This is a genomic window from Mesorhizobium sp. NZP2234 (assembly GCF_013170765.1).
GTDB classification, from domain to species: Bacteria; Pseudomonadota; Alphaproteobacteria; order Rhizobiales; family Rhizobiaceae; genus Mesorhizobium; species Mesorhizobium loti_D.
The window spans coordinates 1,555,461-1,574,928 of record NZ_CP033364.1 but is presented as its reverse complement, the minus strand read 5'-3'; the positions used below and the strand labels follow the sequence as shown (position 1 = coordinate 1,574,928).

Genomic DNA, 19,468 nt, shown 5'->3' with positions numbered 1-19,468 from the left:
CCTTTCCTTTCACCGATATTGCGCCAGTACATCCGTGGTCGCGCGGCGAATTCCTGACAGTAGATAGGGCTTTGGTTAACGAATCGTTAACGTCAGGCCTTCGCCTGCGATCTCACATAGGCGATGTAGCCACGCACGTCGCCGGCCGGCTCGGCGTAGGCCTTGCCGAGCTTCTTCTCGATTGCCGCCATATATTCGGTGGCCCATTGCGGCAGCGCGTAGTCGACGACCGCCAGGAACTCTAGCGTCGCCGCCAGCCGGATGTCGGCGATCGACGGGTTCTGGCCGCCGATGAACGGCTTGCCGTCCCTGAAGAAGCTATGGAAAACCTCCAGCGGCTCGGCGATCGCCGCCATTGCGGCCTTCTGCGCCTCGGACTTCCTGTCGGGATGGGCATCGCTGTGGCCGACCTCGCCGGCATATTGCGGGAACCCCAGCGCCGGATATGTGGCGCGCGCCACATAGGGGTAGAGTGTGCCGATCAGGTAGAACATGGCGCTGTCGATCATCGCCCGCCTGGCCGGCGCCTTGGGATAGAATTTCTCCAGCCCATACTTGTTTGCCAGATACTGCATGATGGCGCAGCTTTCCCAAAGCACGCCTCTGGGCAGCCCCTTGTCCTCGATCATCGGCGTCAGGTGCGCCGGATTGCGGGCCATGTATTCGGGCGAGCGCGTGTGACCCCAGGCGTCCGTCTCGGCGGCATCGAACCCTGCCGCGCGCGCAAATACCCGCACCGTCATGTTGTTGACGCTCGGCTTCAGCATGCTGAGCTTCAGCGCCGGCTTTTTCGCCGCCTTGGCCTTCGCGGTCTTCGGCACCGGCTTCTTGGCTGCCGGTTTTGCCGCCGCTTTCGGCGCGGCCTTTGCCGCTGCCTTCACCGCCGGCTTCGCGACTGCTTGTGCGGCAGGCTTGGCGGCGGCTTTCGGCTTTACCTTGGCAGCCGGTTTCTTCACGCTCTTGGTCACTGTCTTTGTCTTTGCCATTGTTGTCCTCCCTCTGTTTTGTTGGCCGTCAGTATGGATTCTTCGGCGTCCGGTCGTCCGACAAGGTCGCGCGGGAGCTTTCGACAAGCGCCTGGATCGCGTCGGCAAGATGCACTTCGGCGATGTTGTAGTCGCCACGCGCGACGCGCAGCCTGTGTGCCTGCATCAGCACCTCGGCATGGGTGAAACCCGCCGGCGGCTCGAAGCGGTAGGAAGCGAGTTCGATCAGCAGGCCGAGCGGATCCTCGAAGTAGATCGAATCCATGAAGCCTCGATCCTTGACGCCGCTGTGCTTGATGCCGCGCTCGTCGAGCCTGGCGACCGCCTGCAGGAAGGTGACGCGCGACACCGCGAACGCGATATGATGCACGCAGCCCGGATCGGTCGGCGTGCGGCGCTTGACCGGCGTGCGGCTCTCATCGGTGAAGACGGTGATGAGCCGGCCGTCGCCGGGATCGAAATAGAGATGGCTTTCGCTGGCCTTGTCGAGGTTGGGCTGCTCGAAGATGAACGGCATGCCGAGCACGCCTTCCCAGAAATCGATCGAGGTCTGGCGCCCTGCGCCGACCAGCGTGATGTGGTGAACGCCCTGCGATTGCAGTTTCTGCATTGGCCTTCTCCCCGCGGCATCGATTGCCCGTCAGGATCTGCCTGGCACCCTGCATTCCGCGCAGCGCTTCAGCCGTGCCTCGAAATCCATGAGGTGATGCTAATGCAATCGGTGACGCGGCGCCAGAAGCGGCACGTCCTATCGTTGCACGAAGGGCGAAGTCGCTCTGGGCCGCGAAAGCCTGCGGAATCTCTTCAAGGGATGGCGGCACGATCGCGACGCGAAAGCCGTCCGCATCGTGGCGGCCGAAGCAACGACTAGGCGACGGCCCTGAGCTCGGCTTCCGCAAGCATCCCCACACCGCCACACTCGGTGCAGATAAGGGTCTTTCCTGGGCAACTGGTCTGATGCGTCCCTTGCGGGCAGCAATGCCCTTTCGATACGCTCCATCGGGAGCAATCGAAAACCTTGCCGCCGCCGTGGCAATGCGGGCAAATCATCTTCAGTGACGCCATTCCAACTCTACCCGACCCAAAATCCGCACTGCCGCGGATGCTACCCCCGGCACCGCAAGTAACAGAGATTGCTGCGCCTTCAAGCGCCGCAGCCTGACTTAAATTGGGTGGATTGGAGGCTTTGAGCCTTCGGACCCTCCGAAATTTGCCAATCCACTGGCCAAACGAGGTCCGCGCGGATGCGTGTCCGGGTGCCGTCCGCCCCTTTCTATTCTTCGCCTCTATTCTCAGCGCAGGATCGCCACGAAATTTGGATAGGGCTGCTTCTTTCATCTATTCGGCCGATGCGCCAACTCATCCCGAGGACCATATTGAAGGTGATCCTACGGATCACCGAGCAGTCCGAAGCCAGTCCCTTTGCGACTACTCCAAGGCCCGCCTGACTCCCGGTCGGCGGGCCTTTCCCATGCAGGCGGCCAGGGACGAGCTCGGGGCGCAGGAGCGGATGGCGCGCAGCCGGAACCGCCTCGATCAAAGATTGAAGACGTGCGAGGCGGTCAGCCCGGCCAGCAGCACGCCCGCAAGAAGAGCGATGATCGAGGCAAGGAACCAGCGCAGCGTGACCCGATAGACCGGCTCGTCGTCGTCGCGTGGCAGCAGCGAACGCCACAATGCGACGAGTTGCAGAACGATGGCCAGCGCGAGAAGGACCGTCGCCAGGATCGAGGCAATCGTCCATCCGCCATCGGCTTCGAAATTCCAGTACCGCAGGAAGAGGAGCGAAAATCCGAGCAATACGGTGATCGCGGAGATCACACCTTGTCGGTAGCCGCCGGGCAAGGGAACCCTGCGTGCCTCGATGGCCTGAAAAGCCGGTTCGATGGTCTCGTCGGGATGGCCGTCCTGGCGCTTGGAAGGGTCGATCATGGAGGCAACATATAGTTGGCGGGCCCTGGAGGTCGGCGCGGGCTCCCGTTCAATCGATACGAACGAGGAAGCCCTGCGGCCGTCATCATCATCCTTGTGCCTTCGTCGCGCAAGGTGAGTGGCTCGATGCCATAAACAGTCGTATCTACCCGTGCCCCTACTGCGGACAGAAAGTGGATCAGCGCGACTTGGCCAGGTATTCTGGCACGAGGCGTCACGTCATAAGCCGTCGGCCTGCAGAAGAAGCAACGATCTCGAGTTCGGAAGATGGCGACAAAACGAGAAAGGCGCGTCAGCCGGAGCCAGCGGGCCTCGATTCCAGCCCACGGCGATTATGTGGGCTCAGTGTCGATCGGCGGCGGACACGCCACCTGAGCCACAACGCTCTACAGTTTCTCAGGCCTGGTCAGTTCCGGCTTCTTGGAAGCCACAGCCGCTGGTCCATTAACCACTGTCATGGATAGCGCGGACCCAAAACCCAGGTTAAACGGTTGGGCTATATGGAAAATCACCAGCATAGATTTTATTGCCATATCGAGGCTGACGGATCATGGGGCGTGTGGGACTGCGTCCGCAACAAGCCAGCAACATTGGGCGGCGGAGACCTGATCGGTTGCACTGCGCAAAGAGCTGAAGCTGCGGAACAGGTCTTGACGAGTATTTACAGCGGCGGGCTCGATGCACTCGCAGTTCGGATCGCCGGGATTGTCAGCCAGCGCGGTCGCACGCACCAACGGTGCATCTGGAACGAAAAGCCCACCACCACGGAGGCAGTGACGGGCTCTTAATTGTCAGCTCGATCGAGGGGACCGAGCTCCCGAAGAATTTCGCCGAGCGTAATCGGTTTCAACAACAAGCCCGTGCGTTAACCGCCGTTGGCAGGCGGTGCCGGAGCTGGTGCCGCCGGTGCAGGTGCTGCTGGCTTCGCCGGAGCCTCAACCTTGGGCGCTTCAACCTTTACGTTGATGTCCTGCCCATTGCCGCCGTGGATATTGATAACGCCTGTGAAGAACAACAAGACAACAATTGCGATGATTCCGAGAACAATGGCGACGGCGGTGCCGCCGCCTCCAGAGTTTACAACAGTTGGGCCGTCCGCCATGACTTTCCTCTCCAATTTTCCATTTACAACGGCTGAGTAACGGCCCCCGCACACATGCGTTCCGCTGTGAGGCTAAGGTCCAGGAAGTCACCCGACTGAAGTCCTGCGCCGCAACCGGAGCCTGGCAAGCACGTTAGGATCGCACCTGCGTTGCCCCTCGGTGGAGCGCGCAAATCCCTGTTGTGGATGTGGCCTAGTGGTGACTGTCGTGAGATTTTTGGAAGCGGGGCAACCGGTGAGTTTTGTCGAGAGAACGATTGTCCATCACGGCGGAAGTCAGGCCGCGAATGACAACAATTCCCCCGCTCCTGATACCTCCTCGGCCTTGGACCTCCTTTCGTCGGAAGATGATAAGATGGCGGACCTCGTCAGACGAACCGAGAGACTTGGTGTTGTCGTTGTCGTAGCCATGGCAATTGGCCTGGCCGTCGTACCAGCCCTTTGCTTTGCATTGAGCCGCGGGATATAGCTCGCCGCCTATCTGCGCATAGCCGGCGCGCTCGTGGTACAAGGTTGCCGCACACCCACCCAAGGCTTCTGTGACGTTCAAGTTGCCGGCTTGATCCATTCTCTGTGGCTGCCGGCCTCGTGCGCAAAGTCGGTGCGCGCTACATAAGACAGCATTTATGCAGCGCGGAGGAACGAATATCGAGATCAGGGCTTTCTCCTCGGCGCGTCTTTGCCTCTAGGCCGGTGCCTGCGGCTTGTTCGTTGGAGAACCCGATATGTTGATTAGAAAAATGATTGCGTCGTCGGTTATCCTGGGAGCGCTGACGGGAGGCTGCCTTGCTCAAACGACCGACGACCCGTCAATCACAGCGTGCAAATCCACCGGACTGTTGGCGCTTCAGGAAAAGTCCAAAGACATCAGCGACCTCGTGATCGACATGGAGAGTGTCGCGATGAGCAAGGCCGACACCAACGTTGAGGACGTTCCCGTCAAGATGGTTGTGCTGGGCGAAGCCTATATCGCTCGAAACGGGAAAACCGGCACACCAGACCGTTTTGTCTGTTTGCTGGGCGACAAAGGTAAAGTTCTGCTGACGTTCTTCACGGCCAAATGAAAGTGAAATCCGAACGCAGTTCGATAGTAGTGCTGGTTTTCATCCCAAGCGGCTTCTGGCTGTTGGCAGAGTTGGTAATGGCTGCCACCGGGTTGACACCGCCGGCAAAACTGACGGCACTTGAGGGAATAACGGAGAACCCCACGAAGAAAATCTACGAGATGCATTACGACCCTGGCATGCCCGAATAGATGGGAATGGCGATCCTCGCGGCTCGCCACACCCATCAGTGCCCTAGATGCTCAGGCCTTGCCGGCCAGCGCGTTCAACTTGGCGCAGAACTCAGCATGCGGTTTGCTCATCGCCGCGTCCTGGCATTCCTTCATCATGGCAGTCTGATGCTTCTTCGACATCTTTGCCCAGACCTTCTTCATGTCGGCATCCGCCTTCATGGTCTTCATGGTCTTATCAGTGAAGAAGGGGGCCATCATCTTTGGCTCGTCGAGGATACCGGCCAACGCCGAGCCGGCAATCACGGTAGCAGCCAAGGCGCCTAAGCAGACAGTTTTGAAGTTCATGGATTGTCTCCTCTCTCTCCTGACGCCGAATTGGCGACAGCGCATTCATTTAGATGATGCTCATATAAGCGGGTGGTCACGTTTTAGTGAGAGCCCGGTGATGCGCAAGCTTGACTGAACATTAGAGATCGCTAACAGTTTCCATCTGCGGCAGGGCGGGCTCCCCTGCTGAAGATCGGCTGAAAAGCCCTGATCGGCCCGCGTTCTCCCACGAGGCGCGGGCTTTCAACCGCCAGGGGCAGAGATGGCCGGCAATCCGGTCACGACCTACATCGTCAGCGTATTCGAGAAGCCGCACTGGCGGACCGTGCTGACCACCAAGGACAAGCAGAAGGCGTTCGATATGGCCAAGGAGGTTGGCGACCAGGTTCGGGTGGAGAAAATCACTCCGAAGCCGAAGAAGCGCTAAAGGCTCGGCGCAGTCGGCGACACATCCTGTGATAGATTGGCGAGCTTTGCAGGTCTCGGGCTGCGTGCGTGAGCAGCAGGACGACAAACAGAACCACCACCGCAGATGCGAACCCGGTAACGAGAGCCATCCGCGCAAACGTCGCTGACGTCTGGATGTTCCTTTGAAAATAGCCGGCGCTCGACGTGCTCGCGCAAAGCGGCTTGATCAATGAAAACGGTCAGATTGAGGAGCTGCGCAGAAAGCGCGTCGCCCTTTCGGCTTATAGCGCAGCTTGCGTCTGGCAGACCGATTGTCCTGGAGCGGCTGATTGGTGAGTTCAAAATGACTTGTGTAATCCAAGAGTCTTAGGACATCATCGGCAGCCATGAACTGTGCGGCAATTCCACTTTCCGCGGGATATAGCTCGCCGCCTATCTGCGCGTAGCCGGCGCGCTCGTGGTACCAGGCTGCCGCACACCAACCCAAGGCTTCTGTGACGTTCAAGTTGCCGGCTTGATCCATTCTCTGTGGCTGCCGGCCTCACATCCTTGAGGAGCGCCCCCCTGACGACCCCTTCATTCCTTACGCATTTGTAAGGTCTGCGTCGTGTGAAAGCATGAAGATCGATTGTGAAGAGTGACCTTTATTCGCGGGCCGAGAAAGGAGATTGTCGCGATGGATGGTCCCGATGTTTACGTGTTGGGCGAGCGGCCATCCGAGCGGGGCGCTTATAGCGATTACCGATCAAGCCATCAGAACGCTGACTACGGCGACAGTTACTTGAGAACGTTCTGTTCCGGCTACTATGCTGCGTTGTGGTCGCGTATCGAACGACCTCTCGTCGAAAGCATTCTCAAGTCACTTGCCGGGCCGGACCGCAGCTGTCTTGACTTCGCGTGCGGCACAGGCCGCGTTACAAATGTTGTAGGCCCACTGTTTGGCGTGGTGGTTGGGGTCGATGTCTCCCAATCCATGCTTGCTTGCGCGCGGGTTCCGGAGACAGTGACGCTGGTGAAAGCCGATCTGACGGTCTCCCCGCTCCCCAGAAGATTCGACGTGGTTACGGCTTTTCGATTCTTCTTGAACGCTGAAGACACTCTTAGGAAAGACGCACTTTTGGCTATTCATGAGCATTTGAACGAGGGCGGGTTGCTGGTTTCCAACATCCACATGAACGCATCCTCGCCAATGGGGCTGGTCTATCGCTTTCTAAACCGATGTCAGGGACGCGTCGTGCGCAATACGCTGAGCGTCCAGGCATATCGCCAGATGCTCGTTTCCAATGGCTTCGCCGTCGAACAGGTCATTGGTTACGGGTACTTGCCGCGGCCCGGATGGCTGCTACCAAGGCTTTGCGAAATGTTGGTCGGGCCCATTGAGACGATAAGCAGGAGAGCCGGTATCCCGGAGCGCTTTGCCCAAAATTTCTTGGTGGTGGCGAGAAAACGCTAGTCGAGCCCCCATAGAAGCGGACCCGGCGGATGGCCCACTCCCCGGCAACTCGGGGAGTTGAACATTTGGGGAAACCTGTTCGGTGACGGCCACGGCTTTTCTCGGCGGGGCGAAAGCACATGTGCACACTTTCAGCTGTTGGCGCCCGTAGAGCGGCCAGCGATGGGAGAAAAGTGCGCTTCGCAGTCAACGGCTACTGCGGCCGATATTACCGCCCACCTACAGTGTACGGCGTGGCGCGGTATCAATTTTGCGGACAGAACTATGCCCTGATGTGGCGAGCCAACGAGGCAGTTCGTTTATGACTTCTACTGCAACGGCAATGGAAATCGTTGGTACGCCCAAGGGGAATCGAACCCCTGTTCCCGCCGTGAGAGGGCGGTGTCCTGACCGCTAGACGATGGGCGCGCTCAAGAACCGGCGATATAGGCTGACGGCCGGGAAAAAGCAACTGGGGTTCGGCGGCTTTACCGCATCGAGGGAAAACCGGCGGCAGACCTACCGTTTCGGCTCGATCAAGTCCCAGAGATTGCCGTGGAGATCGGCGAAAACAGCGACCGTGCCATAGGGTTCGAAACGAGGCGCCTCGCGGAATTCGATTCCCTTCTCCAGCATCGTCGCATGGTCACGGGCAAAGTCGTCGGTTTCGAGGAACAGGAAAACGCGGCCGCCGGTCTGGTTGCCGATGCTTTGCCTTTGCGCCTCGCCGGACGCCTCGGCCAGCAGCAGCCTGGCGCCTTGCCCGTTGGCCGGCGCCACCGTCACCCAGCGCTTGCCGCCGCCAAGATCGACATCCTCTAGCAAGAGGAAGCCCAGCCGCCCGACATACCAGGCGATCGCCTCGTCATAATCGGCGACGACCAGTGCCACGGTCGCGACACGGCGATGTTCGGCAAAACCCTTCATGCCCTGGGCCTGCTCGTGGTTGCGGCCTGTCATTTGTTGCGGACAGCAAAACGGCCGATCAGGCGGCGCTCGCCAATGTCATAGACGAAGATCGTGCGGCCGCCGTCGGCAAGTTCGGCATCGATGGAGATGCGATTGCCGGACAGCGACTGGCTGACCACCTTGGCGCCGACCGGCAGCACGATGTCGCCGCTCAACGGCTCGCCGGCGGGCACCTGGATATCGCCGGCCGATGGCGGGTTCTCGGGAGATGCTTTGCGGGCTTTGTAGACAATCGCCGCAATCACCACCATAAGGGCCAGCAACAGCAGGCCGAGATTGATGGCCATGAAGCGGACGAGCTTGCCACGCATCTTCTCGACCTCGGGATCGAGAGGCTTTTCCTGATCTTCTTCGGCAGCGGGCCGGGCCATGGCAAAACATTCCGAAACGGTTTTTCGATGAGCGCTCATAACGAAGAGGCCCCCGAATTGATAGGGGACCAATTGATAGAGGCAGCCCCCACCGTGCTGATAGCGGGCGAAGATGCGGCCGGCCAGCGGCTCGACCAATGGCTGGCGGCCAGCCTTGGCCCTGATATGTCGCGCAGCCGCGTGCAGATGCTGATCCGGCAAGGCGCGGTCAGGGTCGACGGCAGGCCGGTCGACGAAACCAAGCGCAAGATGACACCAGGCGAACGTGTATCGGTCGCGATGCCGGAGCCGGAGCCGGCCGCGCCAAAGGGCGAGGACATCGCCCTCGACGTACTCTATGAAGACGACGCGTTGATCGTCATCAACAAGCCGGCGGGATTGGTCGTGCATCCCGGCGCCGGCAACTGGACCGGCACGCTGGTCAACGCGCTGATCCATCATTGCGGCGACAGCCTTTCCGGCATTGGCGGGGTGCGCCGGCCAGGCATCGTCCATCGTCTCGACAAGGAGACCAGCGGCGTCATGGTGGTGGCCAAGACCGACCGCGCCCACAAGGCCCTGTCAGAGGCCTTCGCCGACCATGGCCGCACCGGCGATCTCGAACGCGCCTACCTGGCCCTGGTCTGGGGCATACCGCAGAGGCCGACCGGAACAGTCGATGCACCGCTCGGCCGCGCCGCCGACCGGGTGCGCCGCGCCGTGGTGCCGGAAGACCGCGACGACGCCCGCCATGCCGTCACGCATTTCGCCGTTCAGGAGCGTTTCGGCGAGAACCAACAGGCGTTTGCGACCGCCAGCCTGGTCGAATGCCGGCTGGAAACGGGCCGCACCCACCAGATCCGCGTCCATATGGCCCATATCGGCCACCCGGTGATCGGCGACCCTGACTATGGCCAGGCCTTCCGCACCAAGGCCAATCGGCTGCCGGAGCCCCTGAAAAGTCAGGTGAAGGCATTTTCCCGGCAAGCTTTGCACGCCTGGCTCCTTGCATTTCGCCATCCGGATACCCATCTACCGATGAGGTTCGAGGCGCCGATACCGAGGGACATGGAGGAACTCGTTGGCGGCTTTCGTAATCTCTGAACCTGCCATCAACGAGCTCGAAACCAGCCATCAAAAAACCTGACTGGTATTGTTCACTTCAACGTGACACACTGTTTCGTGTTGAACAAATCTCTGTCTTTTCTGGTTTTGTTCCTGTATAAGATCGTATGTCGCGAACGAGCCTTTTGGTGTTCGCGTCACATGCCCGCCGCGTTTCGGGGGCATCACTCCAATAGAGAGGGGGCGCTATCATGGCCCAGTCACTACCCAGTATCGTTTCCGGCGAAGGCGGCCTCAGCCGCTATCTGGAAGAAATCCGCCGCTTTCCCATGCTTCAGCCGCAGGAAGAGTACATGCTCGCCAAGCGTTATGCCGAGCATGAAGACACTTCCGCCGCGCACAAGCTCGTCACCAGCCATTTGAGGCTCGTCGCCAAGATCGCCATGGGCTATCGCGGCTACGGCCTGCCGATCGGCGAAGTGATCTCGGAAGGCAATGTCGGCCTGATGCAGGCCGTCAAGAAATTCGAACCCGAGCGCGGCTTCCGCCTCGCGACTTACGCCATGTGGTGGATCAAGGCCTCGATCCAGGAATACATCCTGCGCTCGTGGAGCCTGGTCAAGATGGGCACGACCGCCAACCAGAAGCGTCTGTTCTTCAACCTGCGCAAGGTGAAGGGCAAGATCCAGGCGCTGGACGACGGCGACCTCAAGCCCGACCAGATCGCCGAGATCGCCACGCGGCTCAACGTTTCCGAAGCCGAAGTGGTGTCGATGAACCGCCGCCTGTCGGGCGACGCCTCGCTCAACGCCCCGATCCGGGCGACGGAAGGCGAATCCGGCGAATGGCAGGACTGGCTGGTCGACGACCACGAAAGCCAGGAAGAGATGCTGATCGAGCAGGACGAGCTGGAAAACCGGCGCGGCATGCTGTCGGGCGCTCTTGCCGTGCTCAACGAGCGCGAGCGGCGCATCTTCGAGGCCCGTCGCCTCGCCGAGGAGCCGCTGACGCTGGAAGAGCTGTCGGCCGAGTTCGACATCAGCCGCGAGCGCGTGCGCCAGATCGAGGTGCGCGCCTTCGAGAAGGTGCAGGATGCGGTCAAGGCCGCCGCCAAGCGCCAGACCCAGGCCCTGCGCACCATCGAGGCCCAGCCGGCGGCTTAAAGACCAGGTTCGGCAATGAACAAAAGGCGGCGCCAGGAAACTGGCGCCGCCTTTTTTGTGATGCCAGCGATTTGGCGAAACGGGCCCCACAGCCCTTTCTCCCCGTCACTATACGGGGAGAAATGTCCAGCAGGACAATGAGGGGCAGCGCCGAGATTGCGGGTTTGCCACCACATGAGCAGCGGCGCGATCATAATAAACGTTGGCGCCGCCCCTCATCCGGCTGCCGCCACCTTCTCCCCGTATAGTGACGGGGAGAAGGAACTAACCGTGCGGCGCCGCGCCTTCAAAGCCCATCCAGCGGAAACTTCAGGTACCGCCTGCCATTGGCTTCCGGTTCCGGCAGCCGTCCGCCATTCATGTTGACCTGCAGCGCATGCAGGATCAGCCGCGGCATCGGCAATGTCCGGTCGCGCGCCTCGCGCAGGGCGACGAACTCGGCCTCGTTGCGCGCTGCAACGAGATGGACGTTGGTCGCCTTCTGCGCGGCCACCGTGCTTTCCCACAACGGCTCGCGGCCACCGGCCTGATAATCATGCCCGACAAAGACGCGCGTCTCTTCGGGCAACGCCAGTATGTCCTGGATGGAGTGCCACAGCCGCGCGGCACTGCCGCCGGGAAAATCAGCCCGCGCCGTGCCGCTGTCGGGCATGAACAGCGTATCGTGAATGAACGCGGCATCGCCGATCACATAGGTGATCGAGGCCAGCGTGTGCCCCGGCGAGAACAGCACCTTGACCGGCATGGTCCCGATCCGGAAGGTTTCGCCCTCTGCGAACAACCTGTCCCACTGCGAGCCATCGGCGGGAAAATCCGGCCAGTTGTAGATCGCCTTCCACAGGTTCTGAACGTCGACGATCCTGTCGCCGATCGCCATCGGCGCTCCGGTCTTCTGTTTCAGGTAGTGCGCCGCCGAGAAATGGTCGGCATGCGGATGCGTGTCGAGGATCCATTCGAGCGCCAGCCCGCTTTCCCTGATGAAATCGAGCAAGGCATCCGCGCTCTTCGTACCCGTCGCGCCGGATTTCTCGTCGAAGTCGAGGACCGGATCGATGACGGCACACCGCTTCGTGGCAGGGTCGGTGACGACATACTGGATGGCCCCGGTCGGCTTGTCATAGAAGCCGCTGACCATTGGCCTGGCCAAAGTTACGTCCACTTCCGGCTCCCTGGACCCATCGCCGGCGGGAACAATTTTCTCCACCGGCACCCAACGGGAGCATGGTTGTCCACCCGCGCGGGCCAGTCAAGCATGACGTGGCCCGCGAAGGCGGAAAAGGCAAAAACTGTTCCGTTGCGCCTGCTTCAGGCGGATGGCTGCTTGGTCTTCCTGAGATAGGGCAGGATGGTCTCGTAGGCGCCGAAGCGCTTGATCGCATCCTCGTTGGAGACGGCGGCGGTGATGATGACGTCCTCGCCCTGCTTCCAGTTGGCCGGCGTCGCCACCTGATGCTTGGCGGTGAGCTGCATGGAATCGACCGCGCGCAGGATCTCGTCGAAGTTGCGGCCCGTGGTCATCGGATAGGTCAGCACCAGCTTGATCTTCTTGTCCGGTCCGATGACATAGACCGAGCGAACCGTGGCGTTGTCGGCGGGCGTACGGCCCTCCGAGGTTTCGCCGGCACCGGCGGGAAGCATGTCGTAAAGCTTGGCGACCTTGAGGTCCTTGTCGCCGATCAGCGGATAGTGCACCGAATGGCCGGTCGCCGTCTTGATGTCGGCCTGCCACTTGTCGTGGCTCGCAACCGGATCGACGGAGATGCCGACGATCTTGACGTTGCGCTTCTTGAACTCGCCTTCCAGCCCCGCCATCGTGCCGAGCTCGGTCGTGCAGACCGGTGTGAAGTTCTTCGGATGGCTGAACAGGATCGCCCAGCCGTCCCCGATCCAGTCATGGAACTTGATCTCCCCTTGCGTGGTCTCGGCGGTGAAGTCCGGCGCGATGTCGTTGATACGAAGGCTCATGGCACATTCCCCTGTAAGTGATCTGGTCCCCGGTCGGCGCGGCGGGCGGCAACCATGCCGCTACCAGGCGCCCGCCCTTCGGCACAGCCGCATCTTAGCGCAAAAATCGCGACTGCAAGATAATATGAAACTCTTGTCGGCGGCGGAATGAGCATTTTCATGCTGCCGACGGTGCCGGCGCAAGAGCCTTCCGGTTGCACGGGCGAGGCTTCGGCAACTCAGGCCTTGTTGATCGCCAGCGTCGCCGTCAGATCTTCCATGCGCTGCGCCAGCGCGCCGAGCGCGTTGGTCAGCACGCTGTCGCTCTTGTCGGCCTTGGTCAACGCCTCGTCGCGCGTCTTGCGCAAGGTCAGCACTTCGCTTTCCATGCCCTTGACGCGTTTCTGTAGTTCCGACAGTTCGTCCATCACCATGATGCCGGCCATAACCGTCAGCCGCTGGTCACCGATCTCGCCGAACGAGTCCTTCAGGTGCGAGACATAGCGGTCGAAGCGCTCGGCAAGGTCGATCAGATGCTCTTCCTGGCCCTCGTCGCAGGCCATGCGATACTGCTTGCCGTCGATTGAAACCGTGACCTGTGCCATGGGCCAGCTCCTATCTGTCCAACACGGCGCGGATGGTTTCCATGGCGGTCACCAGCCGTCGCGAGACTTCCTTGTTGGCGTCTTCCAGCCGTTCGGCGCGCGCTTCGGAGTTGTCGAGTTCCTGCGCCAGCCGCGAGCGGTCGGCATTCATCCGCTGCACTTCGGCCTCGGCTTCCGAATAGTCGCGCTCATGCTCCAGCTTGGCCGCGACGGCGTTCTCCAGCCCTTCGATGGCCTTGCCCAGCCTGGCGATGACTTCCTTGAGCGTGCTTTCCCCGGTCATGGCTTCGTCCTGTGCCCTGCCCATCACCGAATCGTTCGCGTTCAGAACGCGTTATCCCGGAAACATTAGGCACCGGGTGAAGGCAACGTCAACAAAGCTCTCGCGACTGTCCCCCGCTAACGCTAATGTAGACCCGCCGCCGGCATCACAACACCGGCAAATGTGCACCCGATTTGTTGACTAAAAGCCCGCGCCTGCTATGTGTCGCGCACCCTTTTCAAGGGCTCTCCCAAGCCCCCAAACCCCCACCCTGGAGGAACCATGACGTCGCGTGAACAACATGACCGGATGGCCAATGCGATCCGTTTTCTCTCCATGGACGCCGTCGAGAAAGCGAATTCCGGCCATCCCGGCCTGCCCATGGGCTGCGCCGACATCGCCACTGTGCTGTTCACCCGCTTCCTGAAATACGATCCCAAGGCCCCGCACTGGGCCGACCGCGACCGCTTCATCCTGTCGGCCGGCCATGGTTCGATGCTGCTCTATTCGCTGCTCCATCTGACCGGCTACGAAGACATGACGATCGACCAGATCAAGCATTTCCGCCAGTTGGGCTCCAAGACCGCCGGTCATCCAGAATACGGCCATGCCACCGGCATCGAGACGACGACCGGCCCGCTCGGCCAGGGGCTGGCCAATTCGGTCGGCTTCGCGCTTGGCGAGCGCATCATGAACGCCGCCTTCGGCAACGACCTCGTCGACCACTACACCTATGTGCTGGCCGGCGACGGCTGCCTGATGGAAGGTGTTTCCCAGGAAGCCATCGCGCTTGCCGGGCATCTGAAGCTCAACAAGCTGATCGTCTTCTGGGACAACAACAACATCTCGATCGACGGTCCTGTTTCGCTCGCCGACAACACCGACCAGGTCGCCCGCTTCCAGGCCTCCGGCTGGAATGCCAGCCATATCGACGGCACCGATCCGGAAGCGATCGCCTACGCCATCGAGGCCGCCCGCCATTCCGACAAGCCGACGATGATCGCCTGCAAGACGACCATCGGCTTCGGCGCGCCGACCAAGGCCGGCACCAACAAGGCGCACGGCTCGCCGCTCGGCGCCGAGGAGATCGCCGGCGCGCGCAAGTTCTTCAACTGGGAGTCGCCGCCTTTCGAAATTCCGGCCGAGATCCTCGAGGCCTGGCGCGCGGCCGGCAAGGCCGGCGTCAAGGCGCGTACCGACTGGGAAGGCCGCCTCGCCAAGGCCGAGCCGAAACTCAAGGCCGAGTTCGAGCGCCGGCTGGCCGGCAAGCTGCCGTCCAACTTCGACGCCGTCATTGCCGAGTACAAGAAGAAGCTCTCGGCCGACAAGCCGAAGGTCGCCACCCGCAAATCGTCCGAGATGGCACTGGAAGTCATCAACGGCGCGGTACCGGAAACCATCGGCGGCTCCGCCGACCTGACCGGCTCCAACAACACCAAGACAAGCCAGACCAAGAACATCACGCCGGACGACTATGGCCAGCGCTATGTCCACTACGGCATCCGCGAGCACGGCATGGCGGCCGCGATCAACGGCCTGACGCTGCATGGCGGCCTCATCGCCTATGGCGGCACGTTCATGTGCTTCTCCGATTATGCCCGCCCGTCGATGCGGCTTTCCTCGCTGATGGGCATCCGCTCGATCTTCGTCATGACCCATGATTCCATTGGTCTGGGCGAGGACGGCCCGACCCATCAGCCGGTCGAACACCTGGCGGCCCTGCGCGCCATCCCCAACCACAATGTCTTCCGTCCGGCCGACGCGGTGGAAACCGCCGAATGCTGGCAGATCGCGCTCGAATCCGAAAAGACGCCGTCGACCCTGGCGCTGACCCGCCAGAACCTGCCGACGGTTCGCACCGAGCACTCGGCCAAGAACCTGAGCAGCCAGGGCGCCTATGAACTGGCCGCGGCCAGCGGCGAGGCGGCGGTGACCATCTTCGCCACCGGCTCCGAGGTCGAGATCGCTCTTGGCGCCCGTGACTTGCTTGAGAAGCACGGCCACCCGACCCGGGTCGTCTCGGTGCCTTGCTTCGAACTGTTCGACAAGCAGAGCGACGACTACCGCAAGAAGACGATCGGCAACGCGCCGATCAAGATGGCGATCGAGGCCGGCATCCGCCAGGGCTGGGATCATCTCATCGGTTCGGACGGCATCTTCGTCGGCATGACCGGCTTCGGCGCCTCGGGCACGATCGAGCAACTCTACCCGCATTTCGGCATCACCGCCGAGGCTGCGGCCAAGGCGGCGGAAGCCCGCCTGCACGCCAAGTAAGGCCTGTGCATGTGCCCAAACCGCATTGCGGTTTTGGAGTAAAGAACATGCACGAAACAAAAATGCCCCGGCGAAGTCACGCAAAGCGATTTCGCCGGTCTGGCCTAACCTAATCGATTTAAATCCGCGTCGCTGCGGCTGGATTCTTTCCGCTTGCGCCGCTATGAAGCTGCGGACCCATCGTCTGCGCTCCAGCTCCCAGGGAGAGAAAAATGACCGTCAGAGTTGCCATCAACGGATTCGGCCGCATCGGCCGCAATATCCTGCGCGCCATCCACGAATCCGGCCGCAAGGACATCGAGGTCGTCGCCGTCAACGACCTCGGCCCGGTCGAGACCAACGCGCACCTGCTGCGCTACGACAGCGTGCACGGCCGCTTCCCGCATGAAGTGTCGGTGTCCGGCGACCAGATCACGGTCGGCAAGGAAAAATTCAAGGTCACCGCCATCAAGGACCCGACGCAGTTGCCGTGGAAGGAACTCGGCGTCGACATCGCGCTCGAATGCACCGGCATCTTCACCGCCCGCGACAAGGCCGCCGCGCACCTGACCGCCGGCGCCAAGCGCGTGCTGGTCTCGGCCCCTGCCGAAGGCGCCGACCTCACCGTCGTCTATGGCATCAACCACGACAAGCTGACCAAGGACCACATCGTCATCTCGAACGCCTCCTGCACCACCAACTGCCTCGCGCCGCTGGCCGCCGTGCTGCACGAGACGGTCGGCATCGAAAAGGGCATGATGACGACGATCCACTCCTACACGGGCGACCAGCCGACGCTGGACACCATGCACAAGGATCTCTACCGCGCCCGCGCCGCGGCCCTGTCGCAGATCCCGACCTCGACCGGCGCCGCCAAGGCGATCGGCCTCGTGCTGCCCGATCTCAAGGGCAAGCTCGACGGTATCTCGATCCGCGTGCCGACCCCGAACGTCTCTGTCGTCGACTTCAAGTTCATCGCCAAGCGCGCGACCACGGCCCAGGAAATCAACGAGGCCGTCATCGCCGCTTCCAATGGCAAGCTGAAGGGCATTCTCGGCGTCACTCATCACCCGAACGTGTCGATCGACTTCAACCACGATCCGCGCTCCTCGATCATGGCGCTGGACCAGACCAAGGTGATGGACGGCAACTTCGTTTCGGTGCTGTCCTGGTACGACAATGAATGGGGCTTCTCCAACCGCATGGGCGATACGGCTGTCGCCTTCGGCAAGACAATCGCCTGATCGCGACCCATCCTTGAGAGATTTGAAACGCCCGGCTTCGTCCGGGCGTTTTCATTTGCCGGAGCAGCGACGAAATCGGCCGCTTCGGGCCAAAAAACCACCCTCCCGCCTTGCACTGGCCATGCCTTCGCCCCACTCTCCCGTAAAGCGAGAAGACAGAGGAATTCGAGGGGCAAATCACGGATGGAGCATGCGATCTATCTCGTCACGCTGGTCGGCACGGCGCTGGTTGTCGCCGCCGCGTTTTCGAGCCTGATCGCCTTCCGCTTCGGCGCCCCTCTCCTCCTGCTCTTTCTGTGCATCGGGCTCGCCTCCGGAACCGACGGCCTCGGCATCCAATTCGACAATGCCCGTATCGCCTATTTTGCCGGCTCACTGGCGCTCGCCGTCATCTTGTTCGATTCCGGCTTCGGCACGCCGCTCAACGCCTTGCGGCAGGCGGCGGGCCCGGCGCTCTCGCTGGCAACCTTCGGCGTGCTTCTCACCACCGGCCTGTTCGGCGCCGCCGCCTACTACCTGCTCGATTTGAGCTGGCTGGAATCCTTCCTGCTCGGCGCCGCCGTCGCTTCGACCGACGCCGCGGCGGTGTTCTTCCTGCTGCGCGCGGGCGAGATCAATCTGCGCGAACGCGTGCGCTCCACGCTCGAGGTGGAATCCGGCAGCAACGACCCGATCGCCATCTTCCTGACCATCACCCTGGTCGAGGTCATCGCGGCCCATGCCAACCCTGAAGCCAACGTCCTGGTCACCAGCCTGATCCTCGGCTTTCTCGTCAATATGGGCCTCGGCGCCATCGTCGGCGTGTTGGGTGGCCTTGCCATCGTGCGTCTCGTCGACCGGCTCAACCTCGACCATGGCCTGCTGCCGATCTTCGTGTTGACACTGTCGCTGATGGTCTTCGCCGCCGCCGGCGCCATCGGCGGTTCGGGCTTTCTGGCGGTCTATATCGCCGGCCTCATTGCCGGCAATTCCGACATCCGCGCCGTCACCATCCTCAAGCGCTTCCAGGACGGCATGTCCTGGCTGGCGCAGATCATCATGTTCCTGATCCTCGGCCTGTTCGCGACCCCCTCGCAGTTTCCGGCGATCATGGTGCCGGCGGTGCTGCTCGGCCTGTTCCTGATGTTTGTCGCAAGACCGGTCGCGGTCTGGCTCTGCCTGATTCCGTTCCGCCTGCCGCGACCCGAAGTCGCCTTCGTCTCCTGGGTCGGCCTGCGCGGCGCCGTGTCGATCCTGCTTGCCATCACGCCGCTGCTCGGCGGGCTGGAGAACGGCCGCATCATCTTCAACACCGCCTTCATCATCGTGCTGGTGTCCCTGGTCGTTCAGGGCTGGACCGTCGGTCCCCTGGCCCGCCGCCTAGGCCTCATCGTGCCGGCGCGGTTGGGGCCGCTGGACAAGGTTGAACTTGAACTGCCGGGCTCCGCCCATCACGAGCTACTCGCCTACCGCGTCGCACCCGGCAGCCCGGTGGCGCGCGGCGAGCGTATTCCCCGTTGGGCACGGCCCTCGCTAGTGCTGCGCGACGGCCGCTCGATGCGCTTCCAGGACATGGGCCGGCTCGCCGCCGGCGACCAGGTCTACATCTTCGTGCCGGACCGCTATCCGCGCCTGCTCGACAAGCTGTTCGCCAGCCGTGCCGTGGTCGACCCCGAGGATGCCGATTTCTTCGGTGCCTTCGCCGTCGACCCGGCGCGCTCCGCCGCCGAGCTGGAGGCCGCCTATGCGCCGGGCCTGACCGAGGCGGAGCAGAAGCAGACCGTCGGCGCGCTGGTCACGGCGCGGCTCGGCGGCCATGCCGAATATGCCGACCGCGTGCTCATCGGCTCGATCGAGCTGATCGTCAGGGACGTCGACGACAAGGGCAGGATCACGGGCCTCGGTCTTTCCTTCGAGCCGACCGCACCGGTGGCGCGGGTGCCGGTGTTCCTCAGTGCCGGCGAGATGGGCGACCGGCTGAGCGCCTTTATCCGCAACTGGCGCAAACCGATCGAGACGCAGGCGCTGGCAGAGCCTGAGGACGCCCCTGAGCCGTCGGTAGAAAAGGCAACGACCGGAAGCTGACAACAGCGATCGTTTGCCCTGTGCCATCGGCATGGGACGATCTTCACGGACTGTATCCCCGTCCGCCTCAAAATTTCGCACCGCGCCGCGGCCAAAGCCTTGCATCGTCACCGATGCGGGGTATG

Annotated in this window: 22 protein-coding genes and 1 tRNA gene; 9 read left to right on the top strand and 14 right to left on the bottom strand. The window is 61.9% G+C overall.

Annotation, left to right across the window (positions count from 1 at the left end):
- Window positions 1-92: 92 nt before the first annotated feature.
- The 5 genes from EB230_RS07730 to EB230_RS07710 form a co-directional block, all read right to left on the bottom strand.
- On the bottom strand, window positions 93-986 hold the full coding sequence (locus tag EB230_RS07730) for a glutathione S-transferase family protein (RefSeq protein ID WP_056575759.1): 894 nt from the start codon (window positions 984-986) through the stop codon (window positions 93-95).
- Between the two features lie 28 nt (window positions 987-1,014).
- Window positions 1,015-1,596, bottom strand: a complete 582-nt coding sequence (locus tag EB230_RS07725) for a VOC family protein (RefSeq protein ID WP_172371973.1) — start codon at window positions 1,594-1,596, stop codon at window positions 1,015-1,017.
- A gap of 926 nt (window positions 1,597-2,522) precedes the next feature.
- Window positions 2,523-2,918 (bottom strand): hypothetical protein, encoded by a 396-nt coding sequence (locus EB230_RS07720; RefSeq protein ID WP_196772387.1) that lies wholly within the window; start codon window positions 2,916-2,918, stop codon window positions 2,523-2,525.
- 865 nt (window positions 2,919-3,783) lie between these two features.
- The gene (locus EB230_RS07715) at window positions 3,784-4,020 is read right to left on the bottom strand and encodes a hypothetical protein (RefSeq protein WP_081295021.1); all 237 of its coding nucleotides are present in this window, start codon (window positions 4,018-4,020) and stop codon (window positions 3,784-3,786) included.
- Between the two features lie 193 nt (window positions 4,021-4,213).
- Window positions 4,214-4,588, bottom strand: coding sequence for a hypothetical protein (locus EB230_RS07710; protein ID WP_056575751.1), 375 nt, complete (start codon window positions 4,586-4,588; stop codon window positions 4,214-4,216).
- 157 nt (window positions 4,589-4,745) lie between these two features.
- On the opposite strand from EB230_RS07710, the gene EB230_RS07705 reads away from it, so the two are divergent.
- Together EB230_RS07705 and EB230_RS07700 are read left to right on the top strand one after the other, a co-directional pair.
- Window positions 4,746-5,084 (top strand): hypothetical protein, encoded by a 339-nt coding sequence (locus EB230_RS07705; protein ID WP_172371971.1) that lies wholly within the window; start codon window positions 4,746-4,748, stop codon window positions 5,082-5,084.
- A gap of 2 nt (window positions 5,085-5,086) precedes the next feature.
- On the top strand, window positions 5,087-5,275 hold the full coding sequence (locus tag EB230_RS07700; protein WP_172371969.1) for a hypothetical protein: 189 nt from the start codon (window positions 5,087-5,089) through the stop codon (window positions 5,273-5,275).
- Between the two features lie 51 nt (window positions 5,276-5,326).
- On the opposite strand, the gene EB230_RS07695 is transcribed toward EB230_RS07700, so the two are convergent.
- On the bottom strand, window positions 5,327-5,602 hold the full coding sequence (locus EB230_RS07695; RefSeq protein ID WP_056575745.1) for a hypothetical protein: 276 nt from the start codon (window positions 5,600-5,602) through the stop codon (window positions 5,327-5,329).
- 244 nt (window positions 5,603-5,846) lie between these two features.
- On the opposite strand from EB230_RS07695, the gene EB230_RS07690 reads away from it, so the two are divergent.
- Window positions 5,847-6,011, top strand: a complete 165-nt coding sequence (locus EB230_RS07690) for a hypothetical protein (RefSeq protein WP_171883277.1) — start codon at window positions 5,847-5,849, stop codon at window positions 6,009-6,011.
- 207 nt (window positions 6,012-6,218) lie between these two features.
- Here EB230_RS07690 and EB230_RS07685 read toward each other — a convergent pair whose 3' ends face one another.
- Window positions 6,219-6,515 carry a hypothetical protein gene (locus tag EB230_RS07685; RefSeq protein ID WP_172371967.1) on the bottom strand — a complete coding sequence of 99 codons (297 nt, stop codon included), beginning with the start codon at window positions 6,513-6,515 and terminating at the stop codon, window positions 6,219-6,221.
- Between the two features lie 153 nt (window positions 6,516-6,668).
- On the opposite strand from EB230_RS07685, the gene EB230_RS07680 reads away from it, so the two are divergent.
- Complete coding sequence (locus tag EB230_RS07680; protein WP_172371965.1) at window positions 6,669-7,445, top strand: class I SAM-dependent methyltransferase; 777 nt, start codon at window positions 6,669-6,671, stop codon at window positions 7,443-7,445.
- A gap of 333 nt (window positions 7,446-7,778) precedes the next feature.
- On the opposite strand, the gene EB230_RS07675 is transcribed toward EB230_RS07680, so the two are convergent.
- From EB230_RS07675 to EB230_RS07665, 3 genes are all read right to left on the bottom strand, one after another.
- Window positions 7,779-7,853, bottom strand: a tRNA-Glu gene (locus EB230_RS07675).
- A gap of 90 nt (window positions 7,854-7,943) precedes the next feature.
- Window positions 7,944-8,351 (bottom strand): VOC family protein, encoded by a 408-nt coding sequence (locus EB230_RS07670; protein WP_172375019.1) that lies wholly within the window; start codon window positions 8,349-8,351, stop codon window positions 7,944-7,946.
- A 29-nt stretch (window positions 8,352-8,380) separates the two neighbouring features.
- Window positions 8,381-8,764 (bottom strand): hypothetical protein, encoded by a 384-nt coding sequence (locus EB230_RS07665; RefSeq protein WP_056575742.1) that lies wholly within the window; start codon window positions 8,762-8,764, stop codon window positions 8,381-8,383.
- A gap of 27 nt (window positions 8,765-8,791) precedes the next feature.
- Here EB230_RS07665 and EB230_RS07660 point away from each other — a divergent pair, with 27 nt between their 5' ends.
- Both EB230_RS07660 and rpoH read left to right on the top strand, forming a co-directional pair.
- Complete coding sequence (locus tag EB230_RS07660; protein ID WP_172371963.1) at window positions 8,792-9,847, top strand: RluA family pseudouridine synthase; 1,056 nt, start codon at window positions 8,792-8,794, stop codon at window positions 9,845-9,847.
- A gap of 212 nt (window positions 9,848-10,059) precedes the next feature.
- A complete protein-coding gene (gene rpoH / locus EB230_RS07655) occupies window positions 10,060-10,971 on the top strand; it encodes an RNA polymerase sigma factor RpoH (RefSeq protein ID WP_019861619.1) in 912 nt (303 codons plus the stop codon).
- Window positions 10,972-11,257: 286 nt separating this feature from the next.
- Here rpoH and EB230_RS07650 read toward each other — a convergent pair whose 3' ends face one another.
- The 4 genes from EB230_RS07650 to EB230_RS07635 all read right to left on the bottom strand — a co-directional run bounded on the left by EB230_RS07650 (window position 11,258) and on the right by EB230_RS07635 (window position 13,803).
- Complete coding sequence (locus tag EB230_RS07650) at window positions 11,258-12,130, bottom strand: MBL fold metallo-hydrolase (protein ID WP_082582654.1); 873 nt, start codon at window positions 12,128-12,130, stop codon at window positions 11,258-11,260.
- Window positions 12,131-12,276: 146 nt separating this feature from the next.
- Window positions 12,277-12,936, bottom strand: coding sequence for a peroxiredoxin (locus EB230_RS07645; protein ID WP_172371961.1), 660 nt, complete (start codon window positions 12,934-12,936; stop codon window positions 12,277-12,279).
- A gap of 218 nt (window positions 12,937-13,154) precedes the next feature.
- On the bottom strand, window positions 13,155-13,520 hold the full coding sequence (locus EB230_RS07640; protein WP_056575728.1) for a cell division protein ZapA: 366 nt from the start codon (window positions 13,518-13,520) through the stop codon (window positions 13,155-13,157).
- 10 nt (window positions 13,521-13,530) lie between these two features.
- On the bottom strand, window positions 13,531-13,803 hold the full coding sequence (locus tag EB230_RS07635; protein WP_056576508.1) for a DUF4164 domain-containing protein: 273 nt from the start codon (window positions 13,801-13,803) through the stop codon (window positions 13,531-13,533).
- Window positions 13,804-14,064: 261 nt separating this feature from the next.
- Here EB230_RS07635 and tkt point away from each other — a divergent pair, with 261 nt between their 5' ends.
- From tkt to EB230_RS07620, 3 genes are all read left to right on the top strand, one after another.
- Window positions 14,065-16,056, top strand: coding sequence for a transketolase (gene tkt, locus EB230_RS07630; protein ID WP_172371959.1), 1,992 nt, complete (start codon window positions 14,065-14,067; stop codon window positions 16,054-16,056).
- Between the two features lie 212 nt (window positions 16,057-16,268).
- Complete coding sequence (gene gap, locus EB230_RS07625) at window positions 16,269-17,279, top strand: type I glyceraldehyde-3-phosphate dehydrogenase (protein ID WP_172371957.1); 1,011 nt, start codon at window positions 16,269-16,271, stop codon at window positions 17,277-17,279.
- A 183-nt stretch (window positions 17,280-17,462) separates the two neighbouring features.
- Complete coding sequence (locus EB230_RS07620) at window positions 17,463-19,343, top strand: potassium/proton antiporter (RefSeq protein WP_056575720.1); 1,881 nt, start codon at window positions 17,463-17,465, stop codon at window positions 19,341-19,343.
- The last annotated feature ends 125 nt before the right edge of the window (window positions 19,344-19,468 follow it).

Bases quoted from the DNA above. Each gene is read 5' to 3' on its own strand.
- gap (WP_172371957.1), top strand. From the start codon at position 16,269: ATGACCGTCAGAGTTGCCATCAACGGATTCGGCCGCATCGGCCGCAAT.
- EB230_RS07720 (WP_196772387.1), bottom strand. From the start codon at position 2,918: ATGATCGACCCTTCCAAGCGCCAGGACGGCCATCCCGACGAGACCATC.
- rpoH (WP_019861619.1), top strand. From the start codon at position 10,060: ATGGCCCAGTCACTACCCAGTATCGTTTCCGGCGAAGGCGGCCTCAGC.
- EB230_RS07710 (WP_056575751.1), bottom strand. From the start codon at position 4,588: ATGGATCAAGCCGGCAACTTGAACGTCACAGAAGCCTTGGGTGGGTGT.
- EB230_RS07680 (WP_172371965.1), top strand. From the start codon at position 6,669: ATGGATGGTCCCGATGTTTACGTGTTGGGCGAGCGGCCATCCGAGCGG.
- EB230_RS07620 (WP_056575720.1), top strand. From the start codon at position 17,463: ATGGAGCATGCGATCTATCTCGTCACGCTGGTCGGCACGGCGCTGGTT.
- EB230_RS07730 (WP_056575759.1), bottom strand. From the start codon at position 986: ATGGCAAAGACAAAGACAGTGACCAAGAGCGTGAAGAAACCGGCTGCC.
- tkt (WP_172371959.1), top strand. From the start codon at position 14,065: ATGACGTCGCGTGAACAACATGACCGGATGGCCAATGCGATCCGTTTT.
- EB230_RS07645 (WP_172371961.1), bottom strand. From the start codon at position 12,936: ATGAGCCTTCGTATCAACGACATCGCGCCGGACTTCACCGCCGAGACC.
- EB230_RS07715 (WP_081295021.1), bottom strand. From the start codon at position 4,020: ATGGCGGACGGCCCAACTGTTGTAAACTCTGGAGGCGGCGGCACCGCC.
- EB230_RS07665 (WP_056575742.1), bottom strand. From the start codon at position 8,764: ATGGCCCGGCCCGCTGCCGAAGAAGATCAGGAAAAGCCTCTCGATCCC.
- EB230_RS07690 (WP_171883277.1), top strand. From the start codon at position 5,847: ATGGCCGGCAATCCGGTCACGACCTACATCGTCAGCGTATTCGAGAAG.
- EB230_RS07685 (WP_172371967.1), bottom strand. From the start codon at position 6,515: ATGGATCAAGCCGGCAACTTGAACGTCACAGAAGCCTTGGGTTGGTGT.
- EB230_RS07705 (WP_172371971.1), top strand. From the start codon at position 4,746: ATGTTGATTAGAAAAATGATTGCGTCGTCGGTTATCCTGGGAGCGCTG.
- EB230_RS07660 (WP_172371963.1), top strand. From the start codon at position 8,792: ATGAGCGCTCATAACGAAGAGGCCCCCGAATTGATAGGGGACCAATTG.
- EB230_RS07725 (WP_172371973.1), bottom strand. From the start codon at position 1,596: ATGCAGAAACTGCAATCGCAGGGCGTTCACCACATCACGCTGGTCGGC.
- EB230_RS07640 (WP_056575728.1), bottom strand. From the start codon at position 13,520: ATGGCACAGGTCACGGTTTCAATCGACGGCAAGCAGTATCGCATGGCC.
- EB230_RS07670 (WP_172375019.1), bottom strand. From the start codon at position 8,351: ATGAAGGGTTTTGCCGAACATCGCCGTGTCGCGACCGTGGCACTGGTC.
- EB230_RS07635 (WP_056576508.1), bottom strand. From the start codon at position 13,803: ATGACCGGGGAAAGCACGCTCAAGGAAGTCATCGCCAGGCTGGGCAAG.
- EB230_RS07695 (WP_056575745.1), bottom strand. From the start codon at position 5,602: ATGAACTTCAAAACTGTCTGCTTAGGCGCCTTGGCTGCTACCGTGATT.